General features: G+C 65.3%; 14 protein-coding genes. 3 read left to right on the forward strand and 11 right to left on the reverse strand.

All coding sequences use genetic code 11. The annotated features are described in order from the left end of the window. The first annotated feature begins 102 nt into the window (after positions 1-102). Entirely contained in the window at positions 103-591 is a 489-nt protein-coding gene (locus AC3WUM_RS05215) for a nuclear transport factor 2 family protein (protein ID WP_492409138.1), read from the forward strand. 20 nt (positions 592-611) lie between these two features. On the opposite strand, the gene AC3WUM_RS05220 is transcribed toward AC3WUM_RS05215, so the two are convergent. From AC3WUM_RS05220 to AC3WUM_RS05270, 11 genes are all read right to left on the reverse strand, one after another. Beyond that, entirely contained in the window at positions 612-1,862 is a 1,251-nt protein-coding gene (locus AC3WUM_RS05220; RefSeq protein ID WP_492409139.1) for an MFS transporter, read from the reverse strand. Positions 1,863-1,986: 124 nt separating this feature from the next. Continuing rightward, the gene (locus tag AC3WUM_RS05225; protein WP_492409140.1) at positions 1,987-3,405 is read right to left on the reverse strand and encodes an aldehyde dehydrogenase family protein; all 1,419 of its coding nucleotides are present in this window, start codon (positions 3,403-3,405) and stop codon (positions 1,987-1,989) included. 69 nt (positions 3,406-3,474) lie between these two features. After that, positions 3,475-5,247, reverse strand: a complete 1,773-nt coding sequence (locus tag AC3WUM_RS05230; RefSeq protein WP_492409141.1) for a thiamine pyrophosphate-binding protein — start codon at positions 5,245-5,247, stop codon at positions 3,475-3,477. A gap of 70 nt (positions 5,248-5,317) precedes the next feature. After that, positions 5,318-6,751, reverse strand: coding sequence for an aromatic ring-hydroxylating oxygenase subunit alpha (locus AC3WUM_RS05235; RefSeq protein ID WP_492409142.1), 1,434 nt, complete (start codon positions 6,749-6,751; stop codon positions 5,318-5,320). 105 nt (positions 6,752-6,856) lie between these two features. Then, positions 6,857-8,677 carry a flavin-containing monooxygenase gene (locus AC3WUM_RS05240; protein WP_492409143.1) on the reverse strand — a complete coding sequence of 607 codons (1,821 nt, stop codon included), beginning with the start codon at positions 8,675-8,677 and terminating at the stop codon, positions 6,857-6,859. 130 nt (positions 8,678-8,807) lie between these two features. Next, entirely contained in the window at positions 8,808-11,141 is a 2,334-nt protein-coding gene (locus AC3WUM_RS05245; protein ID WP_492409144.1) for a TonB-dependent receptor, read from the reverse strand. 153 nt (positions 11,142-11,294) lie between these two features. After that, entirely contained in the window at positions 11,295-12,551 is a 1,257-nt protein-coding gene (locus tag AC3WUM_RS05250; RefSeq protein WP_492409145.1) for an MFS transporter, read from the reverse strand. A gap of 64 nt (positions 12,552-12,615) precedes the next feature. Further along, positions 12,616-13,434, reverse strand: a complete 819-nt coding sequence (locus AC3WUM_RS05255; protein ID WP_492409146.1) for a TauD/TfdA dioxygenase family protein — start codon at positions 13,432-13,434, stop codon at positions 12,616-12,618. Between the two features lie 78 nt (positions 13,435-13,512). Further along, positions 13,513-14,880, reverse strand: a complete 1,368-nt coding sequence (locus AC3WUM_RS05260) for an aromatic ring-hydroxylating oxygenase subunit alpha (RefSeq protein WP_492409147.1) — start codon at positions 14,878-14,880, stop codon at positions 13,513-13,515. Between the two features lie 209 nt (positions 14,881-15,089). Continuing rightward, positions 15,090-15,239 carry a hypothetical protein gene (locus AC3WUM_RS05265; protein WP_492409148.1) on the reverse strand — a complete coding sequence of 50 codons (150 nt, stop codon included), beginning with the start codon at positions 15,237-15,239 and terminating at the stop codon, positions 15,090-15,092. Continuing rightward, on the reverse strand, positions 15,229-16,824 hold the full coding sequence (locus AC3WUM_RS05270; RefSeq protein WP_492409149.1) for an SMP-30/gluconolactonase/LRE family protein: 1,596 nt from the start codon (positions 16,822-16,824) through the stop codon (positions 15,229-15,231). Before AC3WUM_RS05270 ends, AC3WUM_RS05265 begins: the two co-directional genes overlap by 11 nt. A 214-nt stretch (positions 16,825-17,038) precedes the next feature. On the opposite strand from AC3WUM_RS05270, the gene AC3WUM_RS05275 reads away from it, so the two are divergent. Next, positions 17,039-17,842: an SDR family NAD(P)-dependent oxidoreductase gene (locus AC3WUM_RS05275; protein ID WP_492409150.1), complete on the forward strand. Its 804-nt coding sequence runs from the start codon at positions 17,039-17,041 to the stop codon at positions 17,840-17,842. Positions 17,843-17,852: 10 nt separating this feature from the next. After that, entirely contained in the window at positions 17,853-18,089 is a 237-nt protein-coding gene (locus AC3WUM_RS05280) for a nuclear transport factor 2 family protein (RefSeq protein WP_492409151.1), read from the forward strand.

Raw genomic sequence — 18,089 nt, forward strand, 5'->3', positions numbered from 1 at the left:
GATATTCAATGCACAGCACTGTACAGTAGATGGCCGGTCGGCCGCGCCGCGGTGGAACCGAGCCGGCGTTGCGACGATACAAGACAAGATCGAAGGAGAATCATGCAAAAGTTCACGCCCGAAACCGCCGCCATCGCCTTGCAGGTGCAGCAGCTCGTGTCGGAATTCGCACACGAAATCGACACCAACAACGGGCTCGACATCGCCGACTTCTATACCGCGGACGGCGTGTTCTTCGTCGGCGACACCGAATACAAGGGCCGCGCCGCGATCACCAAGTTCTACGCCGATCGCCTCGCGCGCATTCCGTCCCAGCACAAGGACGGTATCCGCGTCGGCTGCCACACCTTTCTGAACCTGCGCAGCGAGATCAAGGACGCGGAAAACGCATCGGTGTTCTTCACCAACGTGAGCTATGCCGGAGAAGGCCATCCGCCCGTGCGGGCGACCATCACGCCGGCGATGATCACGCGCTGCCGCATGGACTTTCGTCTCGAAGGCGACGGCAGGTGGCGCATCACTGCGTTCACGGGAACACCGCTGTTCGTCGGCGACGATCCGTTCACGCGCGCGCAGTTGCTCAAGAACTAGTCGCGGAGCCGCTGAGGCGGCTAGGCACCGTCGCCGTGCCCGGGCACGCCGTAGCGGCCGCGGCCGAGCGTCAGTAGCGCGAGGCTGCTCACGGCCATGAACAGCATCGTCAGCACGAGAAACTCCGCGTAGCTGCCGAAGCGATCGAAGGCCGCACCCGCCGCGAACGGGCCGAACGCACTGCCGAGCGCGAGCGCGCCGGTGATCGCGCCGAACAGCACGCCGAAATGCCTGAGCCCGAAGTGGCGTGACATCAGATAGGCGATCACGTCGACCTCGGCGCCGAGCGTGAGTCCGAATGCGGCCGCCGCAGCCGACTGGCTCAGGGAATTGGCTCCATCGAAGAACAGCAGCGCACAGGCCACGATCGGCAGCAGGAACACCACGGCGCCGACGCGATGCGCAGGCAATCTGTCGAGCAGAAAACCGGTGCCGAGCCGGCCGATCAGCGAGAACAGGCCGACCAGCGAAGCGATGCCTGCGGCGGCCAGCGGGTCGGCACCGCGATCCTTCAGGATCGGCACGAAGTGCACGACGATGCCGAGCGCCGTGAACGTGAACAGGCCGCTCGCGACGAGCAGCTTGTAGAACGCCGGCGAACACAGCCCTTCGCGCACGCTCGCACCAGGCAGGATGTTGGCCGCCGCCTTGGTGGTGCCGCGCCGGGCCGCCGGGCCGTCCTGCGCGCCGCGGAAGAACAGCAGCATCACCGGCAGCACCACCGCCGCCCAGATGCCGCCCATCGCCGCGAACGCGGTGCGCCAGCCGTAAGCGCCGATCAGCCAGGTCGACAGCACCGGAAATACCGCGGCGCTCAGCGAGGCGCCCGACAAGGTGATCGCGAACGCCAGGCCTCGTGATTTCTCGAAGCGGCTGCCGACGGCGCTCGTCCAGACCGTCGCCTGCAGCCAGAGGTTCGCGAACGCGACGAAGCCCCACAGCGCGAGCCAGTTCGCAGTGCTGCCGGTGGTGGTGCCGAGCAGCGCGAACGCGCTCGTCATGAGCACCACGCCGATCAAGCCGACGATGCGCGGGCCGAGGCGATCGACGAGCATGCCGATCGGCACGCTCAGCAAGGCGCCGACCAGACCGGCGATGGTGATGCCGACCGAAATCTGCGCCCGCGTCCAGCCGAATTCCTGCTGCAACGGAGCGACGAATGCGCCGATGCCATAGGTGTGCAGCACCGCGGTCGAATAGCCGACCGCGGCTGCCACCGGCAGCGTGCCGTGGCTGCGCCACTCTTTCACCGCGCTTTCGCGATCCGCCATGCTGTTTTTCCTCTCCCCGCAACGCGCGCCGATTTCGGGCCCGGCTTAATCAACTCGAAGGCAGAAGGACTCGGCGCCCGAGGACGCGCGTCCGCTCGCAAGCAAGGCCTGCGCCGCGAGGCGCTCAGGCGTAGCCGAGCAGCGCTTGGATTTCCACGTACTCGTGGAAACCGAATTCGCCCCATTCACGGCCGTTGCCGCTTTTCTTCATGCCGCCGAACGGCGCCTGGAAATCGAAGCCGCCGTTGATCGACACCCAGCCCGTGCGCAGGCGCTTGGCGACCTTGTTGCACAGCTCGCGATCGGCGCCGTTGACGTAGCCGGCCAGACCGAAGTCGGAGTCGTTGGCGATGGCGACGGCGTCGTCGATGTCGTCGTAGCCGATGATCACGAGCACCGGCCCGAAGATCTCCTCGCGCGCGATCTTCGACTGGTTGCTGACCTTGGCGAACACCGTCGGCTTGCAGAAGTAGCCCTTGCTGATGCCGTCCGGACGCCCGGGCCCGCCTGCGATGAGCTCGGCGCCTTCTTCGATGCCGATGTTGATGTAGCGCTGCACTTCGTTGAACTGGGTTTTCGACACCATCGGCCCCATCGCGAAGTTGCCGAGCGGATCGCCGACGGTGACTTCGTTCGCGGCCTTGCGCGCCGCCTCGATGGCCTCGGCCATGCGGCTCGATGGCACCAGCAGGCGCGAACCCGCGCTGCAGGTCTGGCCCGAGTTGATCATCATGCCGCTCGTCGCGCCGGCGACGTTCTTCGCGAGATCGGCATCGTCGAGCACGATGAAAGCGCTCTTGCCGCCGAGTTCCTGGCAGACGCGCTTGACCGTCGGTGCCGCGGCCTTGGCAATCTCGACGCCGACCGCTTCGGAGCCCGTGATCGAGACGAGATCGACTTCGGGATGCGCCGACAGCGCTGCGCCGACCACCGCGCCACTGCCCTGCAGCATGTTGAACACACCGGCCGGCACACCGGCCTTGTCGAGCACTTCGGCGAAGATCTGCGCCGAGTACGGCGCGAGCTGCGGCGGCTTGAGCACCATCGTGCAGCCGGTCGCGAGCGCCGGCAGCACCTTGACCGCGACCTGGTTCATCGGCCAGTTCCACGGCGTGATCATCGCGCAGACACCGATCGGCACGCGGTGGATCAGGGTGTTGCCGCGCAGCTCCTCGAACTTGAAGGTCTTGAGCGATTCGATCGCCGCGGCGATGTGACCGCCACCGAGTCCGACGTGGAGACCGTTGCCGAGCGCCTTCGGTGCGCCCATTTCCTCGGTGATCGCCTCGCCGATTTCGTTCTGGCGCTTCGCATATTCGGCCTGGATCGCGAGCAGGATTTCGAGCCGCTGTTCACGCGTGGTCTGCGACCAGCTCGTGAAGGCCTTGCGCGCCGCCTGCACGGCTTTTTCGACATCGGGCAGCGAGGCCATCGAAATGCGGCCCGACACTTCTTCGGTTGCCGGGTTGATGACGTTCGCGGTCTTGGGCTCGACCGGATCGACCCACTTTCCATCGATGTAGAACTTCAGGTAGTCGCGCATCGGTTTCTCCTAAAACCACCACCGCAGTTTCTTTTATCCCCTCTCCCGCAGGCGGGAGAGGGATACAACTTACTGCGTGCCTTCCGCGTACCAGGTGCGGAAGCGCGCGTAGTTGGGCGTATCCAGATTCTGCAGGCCGCCGTGGTTGACGACCGGGTCGATCGGCACATGGATGACGGTCGGCTTGCCGCTGGCGAAGGCGGCTTCCACGGCCTTGCCGATATCTTCGCCCTTGTCGACGTAGACGCCTTCGCAGCCGAGGCCCTTGGCGATCTGGTCGAAGCGCACGTCCTTGCTCCAGTGCACGCCCGGCTCCGTCGTATTGCCGTGGCCGAAGGTGCGCTTGTAGACGCCCACTTCGAGTCCCCAGGAGTTGTCGACGCCGACGACGACGACGAGCGGCAGCTTGAAGCGGTGCGCCACTTCGAGATCGCTGGTGTGGTACAGGAACGACGAGTCGCTGGTCGTCAGCAGCACCGGACGCTTGCCGCCGTCGGCGATCGAGGCGCCGATCGCGTAGCCGAGGCCCGTGCCGAGGCAGCCGAAATTCTGGTTCCAGACCACGTCGTGCGGCTTGGCCTGCAGATAGGTCCACGTGAAGATCACCGTGCAGCCGCCATCGCGCGCGTGGATCGCGTTCTTCGGCATCGCCTTGGTGGCTTCGATGACCCACTGACCGGTGTGCACGCGGCCGCTCTCGGTCTTGAAGTCCTGTCTGGCCAGCGCGGCGAGACGCTCGGCGTCTTCCTTGATCCAGCGCTGCAGATCCGGATGCGCCTTGCGCGGGCTGCCCTTGAGCGCGGCGGACAGCTGCGGCACGACGGTGCGCAGGTCACCGACCAGCGGCACGTCGATAGCACGGTTCTGGCCGATCGCTTCGGGATCGAGCTCGACGTAGATCCACTTGCGGTCGGTATTGCCCTTGGCCCAGAGATGGCCGCGACCGTAGTGCACGGGCTCGCCGATTTCGGTGCCGATGGCGACGACCACATCGGACTTGGCGACGATCTCGTCGCCGACGTCGGAAAACAGATACGGGAAGGTGCGGTCCTCGACGCCTTCGATGAAGGCCGTGCCGCCCGAGGTCTGCAGGATCGGGCAGCCCATGAGTTCGGCCAGTTCACGCACCTTCTGGCCGGCACGCGTGCACTGCACCGCATGGCCGACCAGCAGCACCGGGCACTCGGCGTTCCTGATCAGCTCGGCGGCCCTGGCCACCGCGTTGCCGTCCGCGCCCGGCTGGACCAGGCGGTAGCTCGACGGCGGCAGTGCCGGCTGCACGTCGAGCTCCTGCTGGATGATGTGAGAGGGATATTCGATGTAGACCGGACCCGGCGTGCCGGACAGGCTGACGCGCAGCGCGTGGCGAATGATTTCGTCGGTCTGCTCGGCGTACTCGATGCTCGCGCTCCACTTCACCGAGTTCTCGAACAGCGGCTCCTGCTGGATGAACTGGATGCGGCCGCGACGCACGCGCTGCTCGGTGATGCGCGCACGCTGGCCGCCGATGTAGATGACCGGCGTGTTCTCGACCAGCGAGGTCATCATCGAGCCGGAGGTCAGGGCGATGCCCGGGCCCAGCGTGGCGATGCACAGCGCCGGCTTGCCGGTCATGCGCGCGTAGCCTTCGGCCATGAAGCCGGCCGACAGCTCGTGGTGCGGAGTCACCACCGTCCAGCCGCGCTTCTCGGCCTCGACGAACAGATGGACGAAGTTCGGATCCGGAATACCGAAGACGGCGTTGACGCCCTCGGCTTCGAGCAGTTCCAGGATGCGCTGATACACCTTCACCTTGCCGCGCTCGCTGGTCGCAACGGCGGCGGTTTTCTCTTCTCCGTACATTCTCTTTACCTTGTCTGATTCGATTGATCTGATGGATGTATTCAGCGACTGCGAGCCTGCGCTGCTGCGCTTAACCGGCCTCTGGTGGATTGCCACTCGCGAGCAGGTGCAGCGTTCCGGTGCCCATGATGTCGGCCAGGTTGCGATGAAAGTTGGTGACCTTTCGTTCCTGGTGCGGATTCGGCAAGGTGCCGCGGAAGCCGCGCGAATGCATGCCGCGCTGCACCGCCGCCATATTCGAGAAATCCTGCGAGAGCACCAGGCCCCACTTCTCCTTGGTCGCCTCGGCATAGACCCACTCGGTCTTCGGCTCCTCACCGATCGGAAAGCGCTCGATCGCGTAGGACTCGAAGATGCACTTGTTCGGATCGTCACCATAGGGACGCGCGCGATAGCACAGCGCGAACGTGATGCCCTGCAGGATCGACATGTTCGGGAACACGCTCCAGGCCAGGCCGGCCTTGCCCTGCTGCTCGGGCGTGATGTTCGGCCAGATGACGCCGCGGGCCGCATCGTCCGCGCGTGCACGCGCCAGCCAGTGCTTGATGACCTCCGGGCCGGGTGTGCCTTCGGGCAGTTCGTCGACCAGGCGCTTGGCCGCGTTGACGAGCGTCAGCGTGGTGCTCGCGTTGTTGACCGTGTCGTAGATTTCCTTCTGCAGCTCGTAGGTCGAGACGCGCGGATCCTTGCCGGCCTTGCCGGTACGCGTGACCGAGCTGGCTTCCTTTTCCTGGTTGCCGCTCTGGCGCACGTCGAAGCCCGACACGCCATGCCGACCGTAGGCCGCGCTGTAGGCGTAGTAGTCGCCGTTGGCGAGCATCTGCGAATGCGTGCCGGCCACGTGATAGGGCTCCATGAACGCTTCGATCGCGGTCTTCCAGTTGCAATCGAAGATCACCCACTGGCGCCACTTGTAGCGCATCTTCTCCATCTCGAACGGATCGAGAATGTCGGCGGCTTCGTCGAGATATTCACGCAAGGGGATCGCGTTCGGATCCATGTTGATGAAGATCCAGCCGCCCCAGGTGTCGACGCGCACGTCGGCGAGCCTGGTGCGCTCGTCGGTCAGCGCGCCCTTCCAATCGGGCTCGTCGTGCTTGTAGGTGCAGACGCCATCTAGGCCATAGCGCCAGGCATGGAAGCCACAGGTGAAACCCTTGCGATTGCCGCAGACGCCATTGGTCTCCGGCGGCGTATCGATGAGCTGGCGTGCCCGATGCGAGCAGACGTTGTAATAGGCCTTGAGCGTGTCCTTGCTCGTGCGCACGATGATGATGGACTCGCGGCCGATGTTGTAGGTGACGAAGTCGCCGACGTTCGGCACTTCTTCGAGCCGGGCCGCGTGCTGCCATACCTTCGGCCACAGCTTGTCGCGCTCGGCGCGCGCGTAGTCCTCGGAAATGTAGGCCTCGACCGGAAAGGTCAGCGGCTCGCTCAAATCTTCGATGTCGAGATTGCGCTTCTCCACATCGAGCTTGGTCTGATAGTTCACGTCGTCCTCCATCCATTCGATGCCGATGCATGCCGGCTATCGTTCCGCTCCTCATTCAGCAGGAGCGGTCGCACGGACCATGATACTCGGAGCATCGCCATGCGACAGCTCTGTTGATTACTGATCGATGTCCAGGCCTTCGAGGCTCCCCTGGTCTCTCCACTGCTGCAGCAGCCGCTCGAACGCCGTGAAGCCGGCGAGATAGAACTCGCCGAGGTAGAAGCGGAACTTTCCGGACTCGTTGTTCAGATAGCTCGGCGGGCATTCGCTCTGCAGGTACTTGGAGAATTCGGTCGACGGGGCCATCGTCTGCACCCAGTCCGCCTGCGCCTGGGCGGTCGGCTCGAGCGCCTTGATGCCGCGCTTCAGGGCCTCGCTGATGATGTAGGCGATGTGATAACCCTGGCGGTTGAACTGCTCCACCGTCGTCGCGTACAGGCCGCCCTGGATGTAGCCGGTAAAGAACTGGTTCGGGAAGCCGCGTGACACCACGCCGTGCAGCGTCTTGTAGCCTTCGGCCCATTCCTCGTAGAGCGACAAGCCGTTGCGACCGGTGATCTCGTCGATGCCCCAGCGCACGTCGAGATCGCTGGTGACTTCGAAACCGCTCGCGCAGATCAGCAGATCGATCGGATATTCCTCGCCCTTATGCACGAAGCCGGTCGCCGTCAGTGCCTCGACGCCCTTGGTGTCCGACACATCGACCAGATGAACATTCGGCTGGTTGAACGCCGGGTAATAGGTGTCGCTCGACAGCGGCCGCTTGCAGTGGAACCGGAACCAGGGCTTGAGCAACTCGGCCGTGGCCTTGTCCTCGACGATTTCGTCGATGCGGCGCCGGAAGCGCTCCATGACGTGGTAGTCCTCGATCTCGCGCATGCCCATGAGGGCTTCGGGCGTGACCTCGGGCCAGCCCTGAGCCGCGAGCTTGGCCGCCACGTTGCGGTTGATCTCGGTCCAGAAGTCACAGACCAGATCCGGCTCGCCGGGACGGAAGCCTTCCATCGCACCGTGGTGGAAGTTCTCCTGGCGCTGCTTCTGCCAGCCGCTCTGCAGCGTCTTGACCCATTCCGGGTCGGTCGGCGGGTTCGGACGCGCATCGACGCTCGGCGGCGTGCGCTGCAACACATAGAGTTCCTTGGCGTACTTGGCCAGGTGCGGAACGATCTGGATCGCCGTCGCGCCGGTGCCGACCACCGCGACGCGCTTGTCCTTGAGCTTGTCGAGGACCGGGTTTTCCCAGCTGCCGCCGGTATAGCCGTAATCCCAGCGCGCGGAATGGAAGACGTTACCGCCGAAGCTCTGCAGGCCCGGGATGCCCGGCAGCTTGGGCCGGTTGAGCGGACCGCCGGCCATGATCACGAAGCGCGCGCGAATCTCGTCGCCACGATCGGTCGCCACATGCCAGCGCTTGATCGACTCGTCCCAGCGCAAGGCGCGAACCTGGGTGTGGAACAGCGCGCGCTCGTACAGATCGAACTGCTTGGCGATGCGGACGCAGTGCGCCTGAATCTCGGTGCCGTCGGAAAAGCGCTTGCTCGGAATGAAGCCGGTTTCCTCCAGCAGCGGCAGGTAGCAGTAAGACTCGTTGTCGCACTGCACGCCCGGATAGCGGTTCCAGTACCAGACGCCGCCGAAGTCGCCCCCATGCTCGATGTTGCGCACATTGGTGACGCCCGCCTTCCTGAGCTGGACCGCCGCCAGGATGCCCGTGAATCCACCACCGAGAACGGCGACGTCGATCTCTTCCGACAAAGGTTCGCGCGGCGTCACCGGCGTATGGGGATCGCCCATCTGCTCGGCCAGGGCTCCGCTTTTGGGGCGGAAGTACTGCTTCTGGCCCTGGGTATTCAGGCGCTTCTCGCGCTCGACGCGGTACTTCTCCCGCAGAGCGGGGATGTCGATGTCATCCGGGGTGTGCGTCGGGCGACACTCCATGGGTTTCTCCTCCTGCTTCCATTTTTTAATCAACGATGCTGTTCATTATGTCTTCATTATACGCCGCCGTCACGAGCCGACCTGGCTTTGGTACGAAGCAACCCGCAAACCGCCGTCCGCGGCCGGGCGTTCAGAACGCGTAGTTGAGTTCCAGCCCGAGTTCGCGCGGCCGCGCGTAGGCCGCAGTGAAGCCCTGGCCGCTCGCGAAGGCGTGCGAGATGTAGGTTTCGTTGCTCAGGTTGCGGCCGTAGACCCCGAGCCGCAGTCCGCTGCCGGCGAACAGAAATCCCGCGCGCGCATTGAGCGTGGAGTACGCCGGCTGCTCGATCACGTGGTAGATGTCCTGGTAGGCCTTGGTCGTGTAGCTGAAATTGGCGCTCGCATCGACGGTGCCGGCGGCGACCGCGTGTGAGTACAGCACCGAGGCATTGCCCATGAATTCGGCCGCCCGCGGCAGCCGGTAACCCGTCGCGTCGAACTGGATGCGTTCGACGGTAAAGGCCCCCGATTCGGTCTGCCCGGGCCGGTAGGCGAGCGCGTCGCCGAAATCGCGGTACTCGGCCTGCGGCACCCAGGTCAGTGCGGTGCGCAGGGTCCAGTCACGATGCAGCCGATAGCTCGAGTCGAAGTCCAGGCCGTAGAGGCGCACCGGGCCGGTGTTCTGCAGGAATACCTGCGAGCCCGTGAATCCCTGCTCCTGCTTGTTCTTATAGTCGTAGTAGAACACCGACAGATTCGCCGTGAGGCGCGAGGCGGCGTACTTGAGGCCGATTTCGTAGGCGTCGTTCTCCTCCGGGTCGATCTTGTCGTACGGCGGAACGCTGCCCGGATTGTCGACGCCCGACAGACCGCTCTTCTCGCCGACCGAATAGGTGGCATACGCATTGAGCGCGGCGCTCAGCGCGTACTTGAGCGAGATGCGCGGCACCAGGCTCCTGAATGTCTCCTTGCGATGCACCGGCGTCGGCACGATGGTTTCGTCGTCGTGCGGCTCGTAGGTGTAGCGCGCGCCGAGCACGGCGGCCAGGCGCTCGGTGGCCTGCACCTTGGCCTCGCCGTAGGCCGCATAGGACTCGACGCCGAAGCGCACCGACCGTGGGCTCACGCCGTTTTCGAACACGGTGCGCTGCACGTCGGTATCGGTGCCCTGGCGCTGCTTGAAGAAGAACAGGCCACCCGTGAAGTTGACGATGCCGATCTGCTGCGAGACGTAGTTGAGCTCCTGCGAGAACGTCTCGGTGTACATGCGGTACGCATAGTCGACGCAGGCCACCGCGGCGAGGCAGGCCTCGCTGCCCTTGGAGTGGTTCAGTGTCGTCAGGTTGTTCGCTTCGCTGTCGGTCCAGGCCGTGATCGACGACAGGCTGCCGTAGCCGCCGAGGTCGACGTCGACATGCGCGGTGTAGCCATGGCTGCGCACATCGGCGCGGTCGAAGTCGTAGCCGTTGCCGCTGTCGTAGGCGGTGTGGAACGGCCTGCTCGGCACGATCGAGCCCGGATAAGTCGCCGCGATCACCTGCCCATCGATCGGCGTCATCGCCTGCAGGCCGGTGTCGTCATGCTTCAGATAGAACGCACCGAGCACCACTTGCACGGTATCGGCAGGCAGCCACAGCAGCTTGCCGCGCGCGTTGGCGCGCCGAATCTCGCCGTACTGCTCGCCGCTGGCTTCGTCGGTCAGAAAACCTTCGGTCCAGTCGTAGCCGCCCGAGACGCTGGCCGCGAGCTTCTGATCGACGATCGGCGCCGTGAAGTATCCGCGCGCCACGTGATGCGGCGATGCGCGGCTCTCGCCATCGCCGGTGTAGAAACCGGTTTCGAGCGTCAGGTCGCCACGGCGCTCGAAACTCGGATTCCTGGTGAAAATGCGCAGCGCACCGCCGACCGAGTTGCGGCCGAACAGCGTGCCCTGCGGGCCCTTGAGCACCTCGATGCGCTCGACGTCCGGCAGGTTGGCGCCGAGCAGCTGCGCCTGGCTGTAATAGACACCGTCGACGTATAGCGCATTGGGGTTCTCGCTGCCGTTGGTGCTGACCAGCGTCGACAGTCCGCGAATCGAGGTCTGCGTCGCGTTGCCGGCACCGCCCCAGCTGAGCCCTGAAACCACGTTCTGCAGATCGAAGATGTTGCTGACGCCGGCCTGCTCGAGCTGTCGCGCCGACACCGCCGATATCGTCAACGGCACTTCGCGCAACCGCTCCTCGCGACGCTGGGCCGTCACCACGATCTCGGCGAGTTCACCCTCGCCGTCGCTCGCGGAAACCGACGCGGCAGCCGCATCGCCCGTGGATTCGGTGTCGGGCGCCAGATCAGCCGCGGCGTCCGGCTGCGCCTGCTCCGGCGTTGAAACGGGCTGCGATTCGACCGAGGTTTCCGCCGGCGGCGGCGAAGCTTGTTGCGCGTGGACACACAGCGCAAACGCGGTCAGGCCCAAGCCGCTCCAGGCGGCAGCCAAGTTCTTCATGATCATCTCCTCCATCGTTATCGTGCGCGCATGCGGATGCGGTGCACGTGCACTTCCATCGCACAAGCCGCAGCGTCGGGCGTCAGCGGCTTCGAGTTGTCGGCTGCCGTCGGCGCCCGGGATCAACCCGTGACGACGTCGGCGCCGGCATTTCTAATGAGGTAGCGGTGCGGGCTCCGCGCTGGCCGCGATCGCCGGCGGCCGTCCGAGGCTCGCGAGCGCGATCGCACTGACGGCCATCAGGACGATGGTCATCTGCAGGAACGGCGCATAACTTCCGTAGTGATCGAACACCGTGCCGGCTGCGAGCGGACCGAAGGCCGTGCCGCTCGCGAGCGCCATCTGCAGCACGCCGTACAAGGCGCCGAAGTTGCGCAGGCCGAAATGCTTGGCGACCAGGTAGGCGATGACGTCGACCTCCGAACCCACGGTCAGGCCGATCGCCGCCGCGGCGATGCCCTGGCTCAGCGGATTGGCGCCGTCGTACAGCAGCAGCACGCAGGCCACGATCGGCACCAGGAAGGCACCCGCACCGACCAGATGACCGGGCAGGCGATCGAGCAGCACGCCGGTGCTGAGCCGGCCGATGATCGAGAAGATGCCGATCAGCGAGGCGATGCCGGCCGCCTTGAGCGGCATCGCGCCGGCGTCGGTCAGCACCGGCACGAAGTGCACGAGGATGCCGATCAGCGTGAACGAGAACAGCGCGCTGGCGATCAGCAGCTTGTACAGCGCGAACATGCGCAGGCCTTGAGCGAAACTCACGCCGGTGCGCTCGGCCGGTGCGGCGGCGGCGACCTTGGCCGTGGCGCGCTGATCGCGGGCACCGCGGAAGAACAGGAACAGCAGCGGAAGCACGAGCGCCGCCCATAGGCCCGCCATCGCCGCGAACGCCAGGCGCCAGCCGTAGGCGCGAATCAACCAGCTCGCGAGCACCGGGAACACCGTGGCCGCGACCGAAGCACCCGACAGCGTGATCGCGAACGCGAGCCCGCGCGAGGCCTCGAAGCGACTCGCCACCGCGCTGGTCCAGACCGTGGCTTGCACCCAGAACGTGCCGACCGCGACGACGCCCCAGAGCATCAGCCAGTTCATCGGCCCGCCGTTGGCCAGGCCCAGCAGCGCGAAAGTCGTGCACATCACGAGCACGCCGATCAGGCCCAGGATGCGAGGCCCGATGCGGTCGACGAGCATGCCCACCGGAATGCAGAAGATTCCGCTGATGATCGACGACACCGTGATGCCCGCCGCGATCTGCGCGCGCGACCAGCCGAATTCCTGCTGCAGCGGCGCGATGAACGGGCCGATCGAATACACGTGCAACACGGACGTCGCGTAGCCCAATGCCGCGACGATCGGCAGGAACCAGAAGCTTCGCCATTCCGCTGCGCCGCTCTTGAGCGTGCTCATGCTGTCTCCATGTGGTGCGATGCGCGGAGGCCGGTCCGTAGCGACCGCCGCGCGAGAATGCGAGCTAGGCGAAAGCCTCTTCGCCTTCGAGCTTCGTGCGATGCAGCATGCGGCCCGACTTCGGATCGTAAGGCGTCGCACGGTGCATGGTGCCGGTGTTGTCCCAGATCACCAGATCGCCGACCGACCATTGGTGGCGATAGACGAACTGCGGCTGCGTGGCCCAATGGCGCAGCTGCACGAGCAACTCGGCGCTCCGCTTGAAATCCATGTCGACGACGTGGCGCGCGGTGGCGCCGATGACGAGCGACTTGCGGCCCGAGCGGTGCTTCCAGACCAGCGGAAGCTCGCGATCGCCGATGCGCATCATGCCGCGCAGCACGTCGATGTGCGGTTCCGGATCGTAGTAGAACAAGGTGTTCCAGGCCGAGTGCATCACGCGCAGCTTCTCGTAGGCCTGCTTGTCCTCGTCCGACAGATCGTCGTAGGCCGCGTAGGTGTTGCAGAACTCGGTGTCGCCGCCGCCCGAGGACGGCAGCTGCTTCATCGACAGCAGCGAGGCCAGGATCGGCACTTCGTTCATGGTGCCGTCGATGTGCCAGTACAGCGAGCCCTTCAGGTAGTCCGCGAGCTTGTTCTCCTTGGTATCGAGCGTGACCTTGTAGATGATCTCGCCCGCCAGTTCGGGAGCGAAGTTGCCGAGCGTCTTGGTGAAGGCGACTTGTTCCTGATCGTCGAAATCGATCTTCGGGAACACGAGCACGCCGCGCTGCTCGAGCAGCTCGCGAATCCTGCCGGCGTACTCTCCGCTCAGCAGCGTGGCCTTGTCGGCCCGGATCTCGGTGCCGATGCGCGGAGTCAGTTCCGCGGTGGTGAATGTCATGAAGCTCTCTCCATTGAACGATGCCGCGCAACCGCCCTGACAACCGGCGATCGCTGCGCCTCGATTTGTATTGATTCGCTAACCGAGCTTTCGCGGCGCGCCGGTTCCCATGTATTTCGCGAGATTGCGATGCAGGCTCACGATCGCCCGCTCGCGATACGGATTGGGCTTGGTGCCCTTGAATCCGAGCGACTTCATGCCCTGCTGGACCGCCGCCATGTTCGAGAAATCCTGCGGCAGCACGGTGCGCCAGCGCGGATCGCCGACCGGCGTGTATTCCCACTCGGTCTGCGGCTCCTCGCCTTTCGGGAACAGCTCGTAGACCGCGACCTCGAAGATGCACTTGTTCGGGTCGTAGCCGTAGGGCTTGAAGTTGTAGCAAAGCGCATTGTTGACGGCATGGCCGATCTGGAAGCTCGGGAAGATCTGCCAGGCGGTTCCGCTCTTGCCGACATGCGCCGGATCGACCTTGGGCCAGAACACGCCGCGCGCCTCATCGGCCTCGCGTGCGGACTTGAGCCAGTGCTGCAAGACCTCACCCGGCGGCGTGCCCTCGGGCAGCTCATCGGCCAGGCGGCGCGCCGCCTCCACGAGCGTCATCGTGGTGTTGGTGTTGACCTGCTCCCAGGTGAAGTTCTGCATCTGCGCGGTCGAGATGCGCGCGTCTCCATGCCCCAGGCGCAGCTTGGCCTGCTGGTTGCCGTCGACATTCTTGGGCGCGTCGTAGCCGATGTTGCTGTGCTTGCCCTGCGCTTTCGACCAGCCGTTGAACTGGCCGAACTGCATGAACTCCGGATGCGTGACGTCGACGTGATAGATCTCGTTGAACGCTTCGGCCGAAACCTTCCAGTTGCAGTCGAAGATCACCCAGCGGCGCCAGCGCACGCGCATGTTCTCGAGTTCGAACGGATCGAGCATGCTCGCGGCCGGCTCGAGGTAATCGCGCAGCGGCTCGCAGTTCGGGTCCATGTTGATCCAGACCCAGCCACCCCAGGTGTCGACTTTCACTTCGGTCAGGCGCGTATTGTCGTCCGTCAGCGCGCCTTGCCAATCTTCCTTGTCGCGAATGCGTGTGCAATCACCGTCGAGATCGAAGGTCCAGCCATGAAACGGGCACACGAAGGACTTCTTGCGGCCGCAGGCCTGCTTGGCACCCTGCTGCACGTCGACAAGTCTGCGACCGCGATGCGGACAGACGTTGTGATACGCCTTGATCTTGTCGGTCGCCGTGCGCACGACCACGATCGAGTCGTCGAGAATCTCGTAACTCAGAAAACTGCCGACTTCCGGAATCTCTTCCTGGCGCCCGACCTGCAGCCAGACCTTGCGCCAGAGCCGATCGCGCTCGGCGCGCACATAATCTTCCGAAATGTAAGCCTCGACCCCGATGGTGACGGGCTCCGAAAGATCCTCGATGTCCTTTGCTAGATCGACAGCTCTGTTCATGGCGTTCTTCGCGATTTCGACGGCAATCGCTTTGGCTCCTCGTTCCGTGCCGATATTGGTTCCCTGGACCGAAATAAGTCAAACCGCAAAACGGCTCCAATCAACAGCACTGCCGACTTGCAGCGGGCGGCCTCAACGCTAACTATTGAACATCCTTGTTGATTTTTCACGATGCCGGCCATCGAGACCGCGCTCGACCGACGCAGCGGTCAGTCCGGCGCTGCGGCCACCCCGCGCGGAATGCGGTTTTCCGGCCCGATCGGCGAGTCGACCTCTTTGACCCCGCAGCCCGGGTTGCCGTTGCTCGGGAACAGGCGCCGCTCATCCTCGAGCCTGGCCTGCAGGAATTCAGCCCTCACGCAGGGCAAGCACGCTGCCGTCGGCATCGCCGGAAACGTAGAGCGTGCCGTCGGCTCCAGAGGTGATGCCCGCGAACGGCCCCATCGGCCCGGACATGTTGCCGATCGGCCCGAGGAACTTGGGCTTGACGCCTGCCGGCGCCCCGACCGGAAGATCGGAGGCGATGACGCGCCGCGTCTTGCCGGCCAGCCCGACTTCGACGAGCTGCTTGCTTCCCGCGTCGACGACGTAGAGCGTGTCGCCGAGCACCAGCAGGCCCTGCGGCTTGACGAGCCCGTCGAGCACCGTTTCCGCACGCCCGGACACGAGCTTGACCACGCGCCCGCCGGCCGCTTCGGAGACATACACGCTGTCGTCCGCCGCCACGGCGACGCCGCAAGGCTCGCGCAGGCCGCTCGCGAGCGCTTCGACCTTGCCACCCGTCGCCGAATGCACACGCCCTTCGCCGAGCTCGGCGAAGACCACGGCGCCGCGCGGAGCGACCGCGACACCGTAGAGCTGATTGAAGCCGTGGGCGAGGAATTCGCTCTTCTGCTGCGCGGGCCAGTAGCGCGCCACGTCGCCATTGGCCGTGGTGACGACGAACTCGCCGGCCGCGGCGGCGGCCACGCCGCGCGAATAGCCCGGATATCCGGGCGAGAACAGCATGCCGGCCAGCTCGCGCTCTCCGCCGTGGCGCAGCGTGTACGAAAACGGGCCATCCGCAATGAACAGCAGGCCTGCCGGATCCATCGCCAGGCCCAGCGGCCAGCTGAGTCCGTCGGGCACCAGATCGCGGGTCTTGCCACCGTCCAGGATTTCGACGACGTAGCCTGAAATGTTCGAGACGAACATGCGCTCGCCGACGAACGTGACGTTGTCGAGACCCGGCGTGAGCTGGGCGAGCAGCTCGCGCTCGCCCGAACGCGGATCGATGCGCAGCACCTGGCCGCTGGCGACCTGCGTCGACACGATGCGGCCCTTGGAATCGAACTTGACCGAATCCGGCACGCCGAGGTCGGCCGCCACTTTCTCGGGCGCTCCGCCGGCCAGATCGACGCGCCAGATCTCGTTGGTTTCCATGACCGGAAAGTAGAGCTTGCCGTCGGGCCCCACCGAGAACGCGTTCGGCATCGGCACGTTGTCGAGAATCAGGCGCGCGGCGCCGCTGTCGCGATCGAGTTCCACGATGCGCCCGCCATGCCGGCATTCGCCCGCGATCAGCCGGCCCTGATGGAAGGTGATCGGGTTGGCCACCGGCATGTCGCCGTTGATGACGCGCGTGCTGCCATTCGGGGCGCGCATGCTGACGCGGCCCTCGGTGATCTCGGTCGCGTAGAGGTTGCCCGCGTCGTCGAACACGAGGTCATCCGGCGCGACGATGTCGCCACCCATCGGGCTGATGGTCTCGATCTCGCCGCTGCCGACGTCGATCGCGCTGATCTGGCTGCCCGAGACCTGCGCCACGTAGATGCGCCCATCCGGGCCGGTCCGCAGGCCGTTGGCGCCGAACAGGCGGCTCGGCCGGGTCAGCCGTTGCAAGCTCCAGCCCTCGGCCAGGCCCGGCAGGTTTGCAGCCGTGTAACGCCCGCTTTTCAGCGACATTCCGAATCTCCTCGATGCGGCCCATTCCACCTGCGGATGGGCCTGTCATGGAACGCGATCGGCTTGACCTGGGGTCGAGCCGACACGATTATCAACATGGTTGACTACTAGCGCCCGAGATTCAACTTGAGGCGTGCGTCGCGGCTTCCGAACCGCCGGACAGCAGCGTCATGAATATAAAAACCGGCGCAGCTCGCGAACGGAGGAGACAGTCATGATCGGCAGCGATCCATTCGATCTGGGCGGCCAGATCGCGTTCGTCACCGGCGCCGGACAAGGCGCGGGCCGCGCCATCGCCACGACGCTCGCACGCCACAACGCGGGCGGAATCGCGGTCAACGATTTCGTCGCCGAGCGCGCAGCCGCGGTGGCGGCCGAGATCGAGGCGCTCGGTGTTCGCGCGGTGGCGGTTCAGGCCGACGTCGGCGACTACGCTTCGGTGCAGTCTGCCGTGAGCACGGCCGAACGGGCGCTCGGCCCGATCACGCTGCTCGTCAACAACGCCGGCAACGCAGGCCCCAACGCGACGATGGGCTTCGCCCCCGCGTTCTGGGAGGCGCCGCCGCAGGAATGGGACCGCTACTTCCGCACCAACCTGCACGGCGTGATGAACTGCTGCCACGTCGCCCTGCCCGGCATGGTCCGGCAGGGCAAGGGCCGCATCGTCACGGTCGTCTCGGACGCCGGTCGCGTCGGTGAAGCGCGGTTGACGGCCTACGCCGCGGCCAAGGCCGGCGCCGCGGGCTTCGTTCGCTCGATCGCTCGCGAAACCGGACGCTACGGCATCACCTCGAACGCCATCTCGCTGTCGACGCTGGCGCCGCCGCTCGACGAAGACGCGATGAGCCGCTTCCTGGCCAGCGATCACGCCAAGACCCAGCTCGCCCGCTACACCATCCGCCGCTACGGCAAGCCGGACGATGTCGCCTACATGGCGCTGTTCCTGTGTTCGGAAGCGGCATCGTGGATCACCGGGCAGACCTATCCCGTCAACGGCGGTTATTCGTTCGCCCAATGAGGAGCGCTTCATGAGTACCGACGCATTGGCCACGCTGGTGGCCAAGGACGAAATTCGCGAGCTCGCGCTGCTGCACTCGCGCGGCGTCGATCGCAAGGATGCCGCCTTGCTGCGCGACCTCTACATCGACGATGCGACCGACACGCATGGCGACAGCTTCGACGGCCCGGCGCAGGATTACGCGGCGTTTCCCGAGCGCGCGTTTCCATTGAAAAGCCGGCTGTTCGCCAACGGCGCTCGAGCCTGA

It is taken from the genome of Hydrocarboniphaga sp. FW305-C-57 (assembly GCF_058783045.1).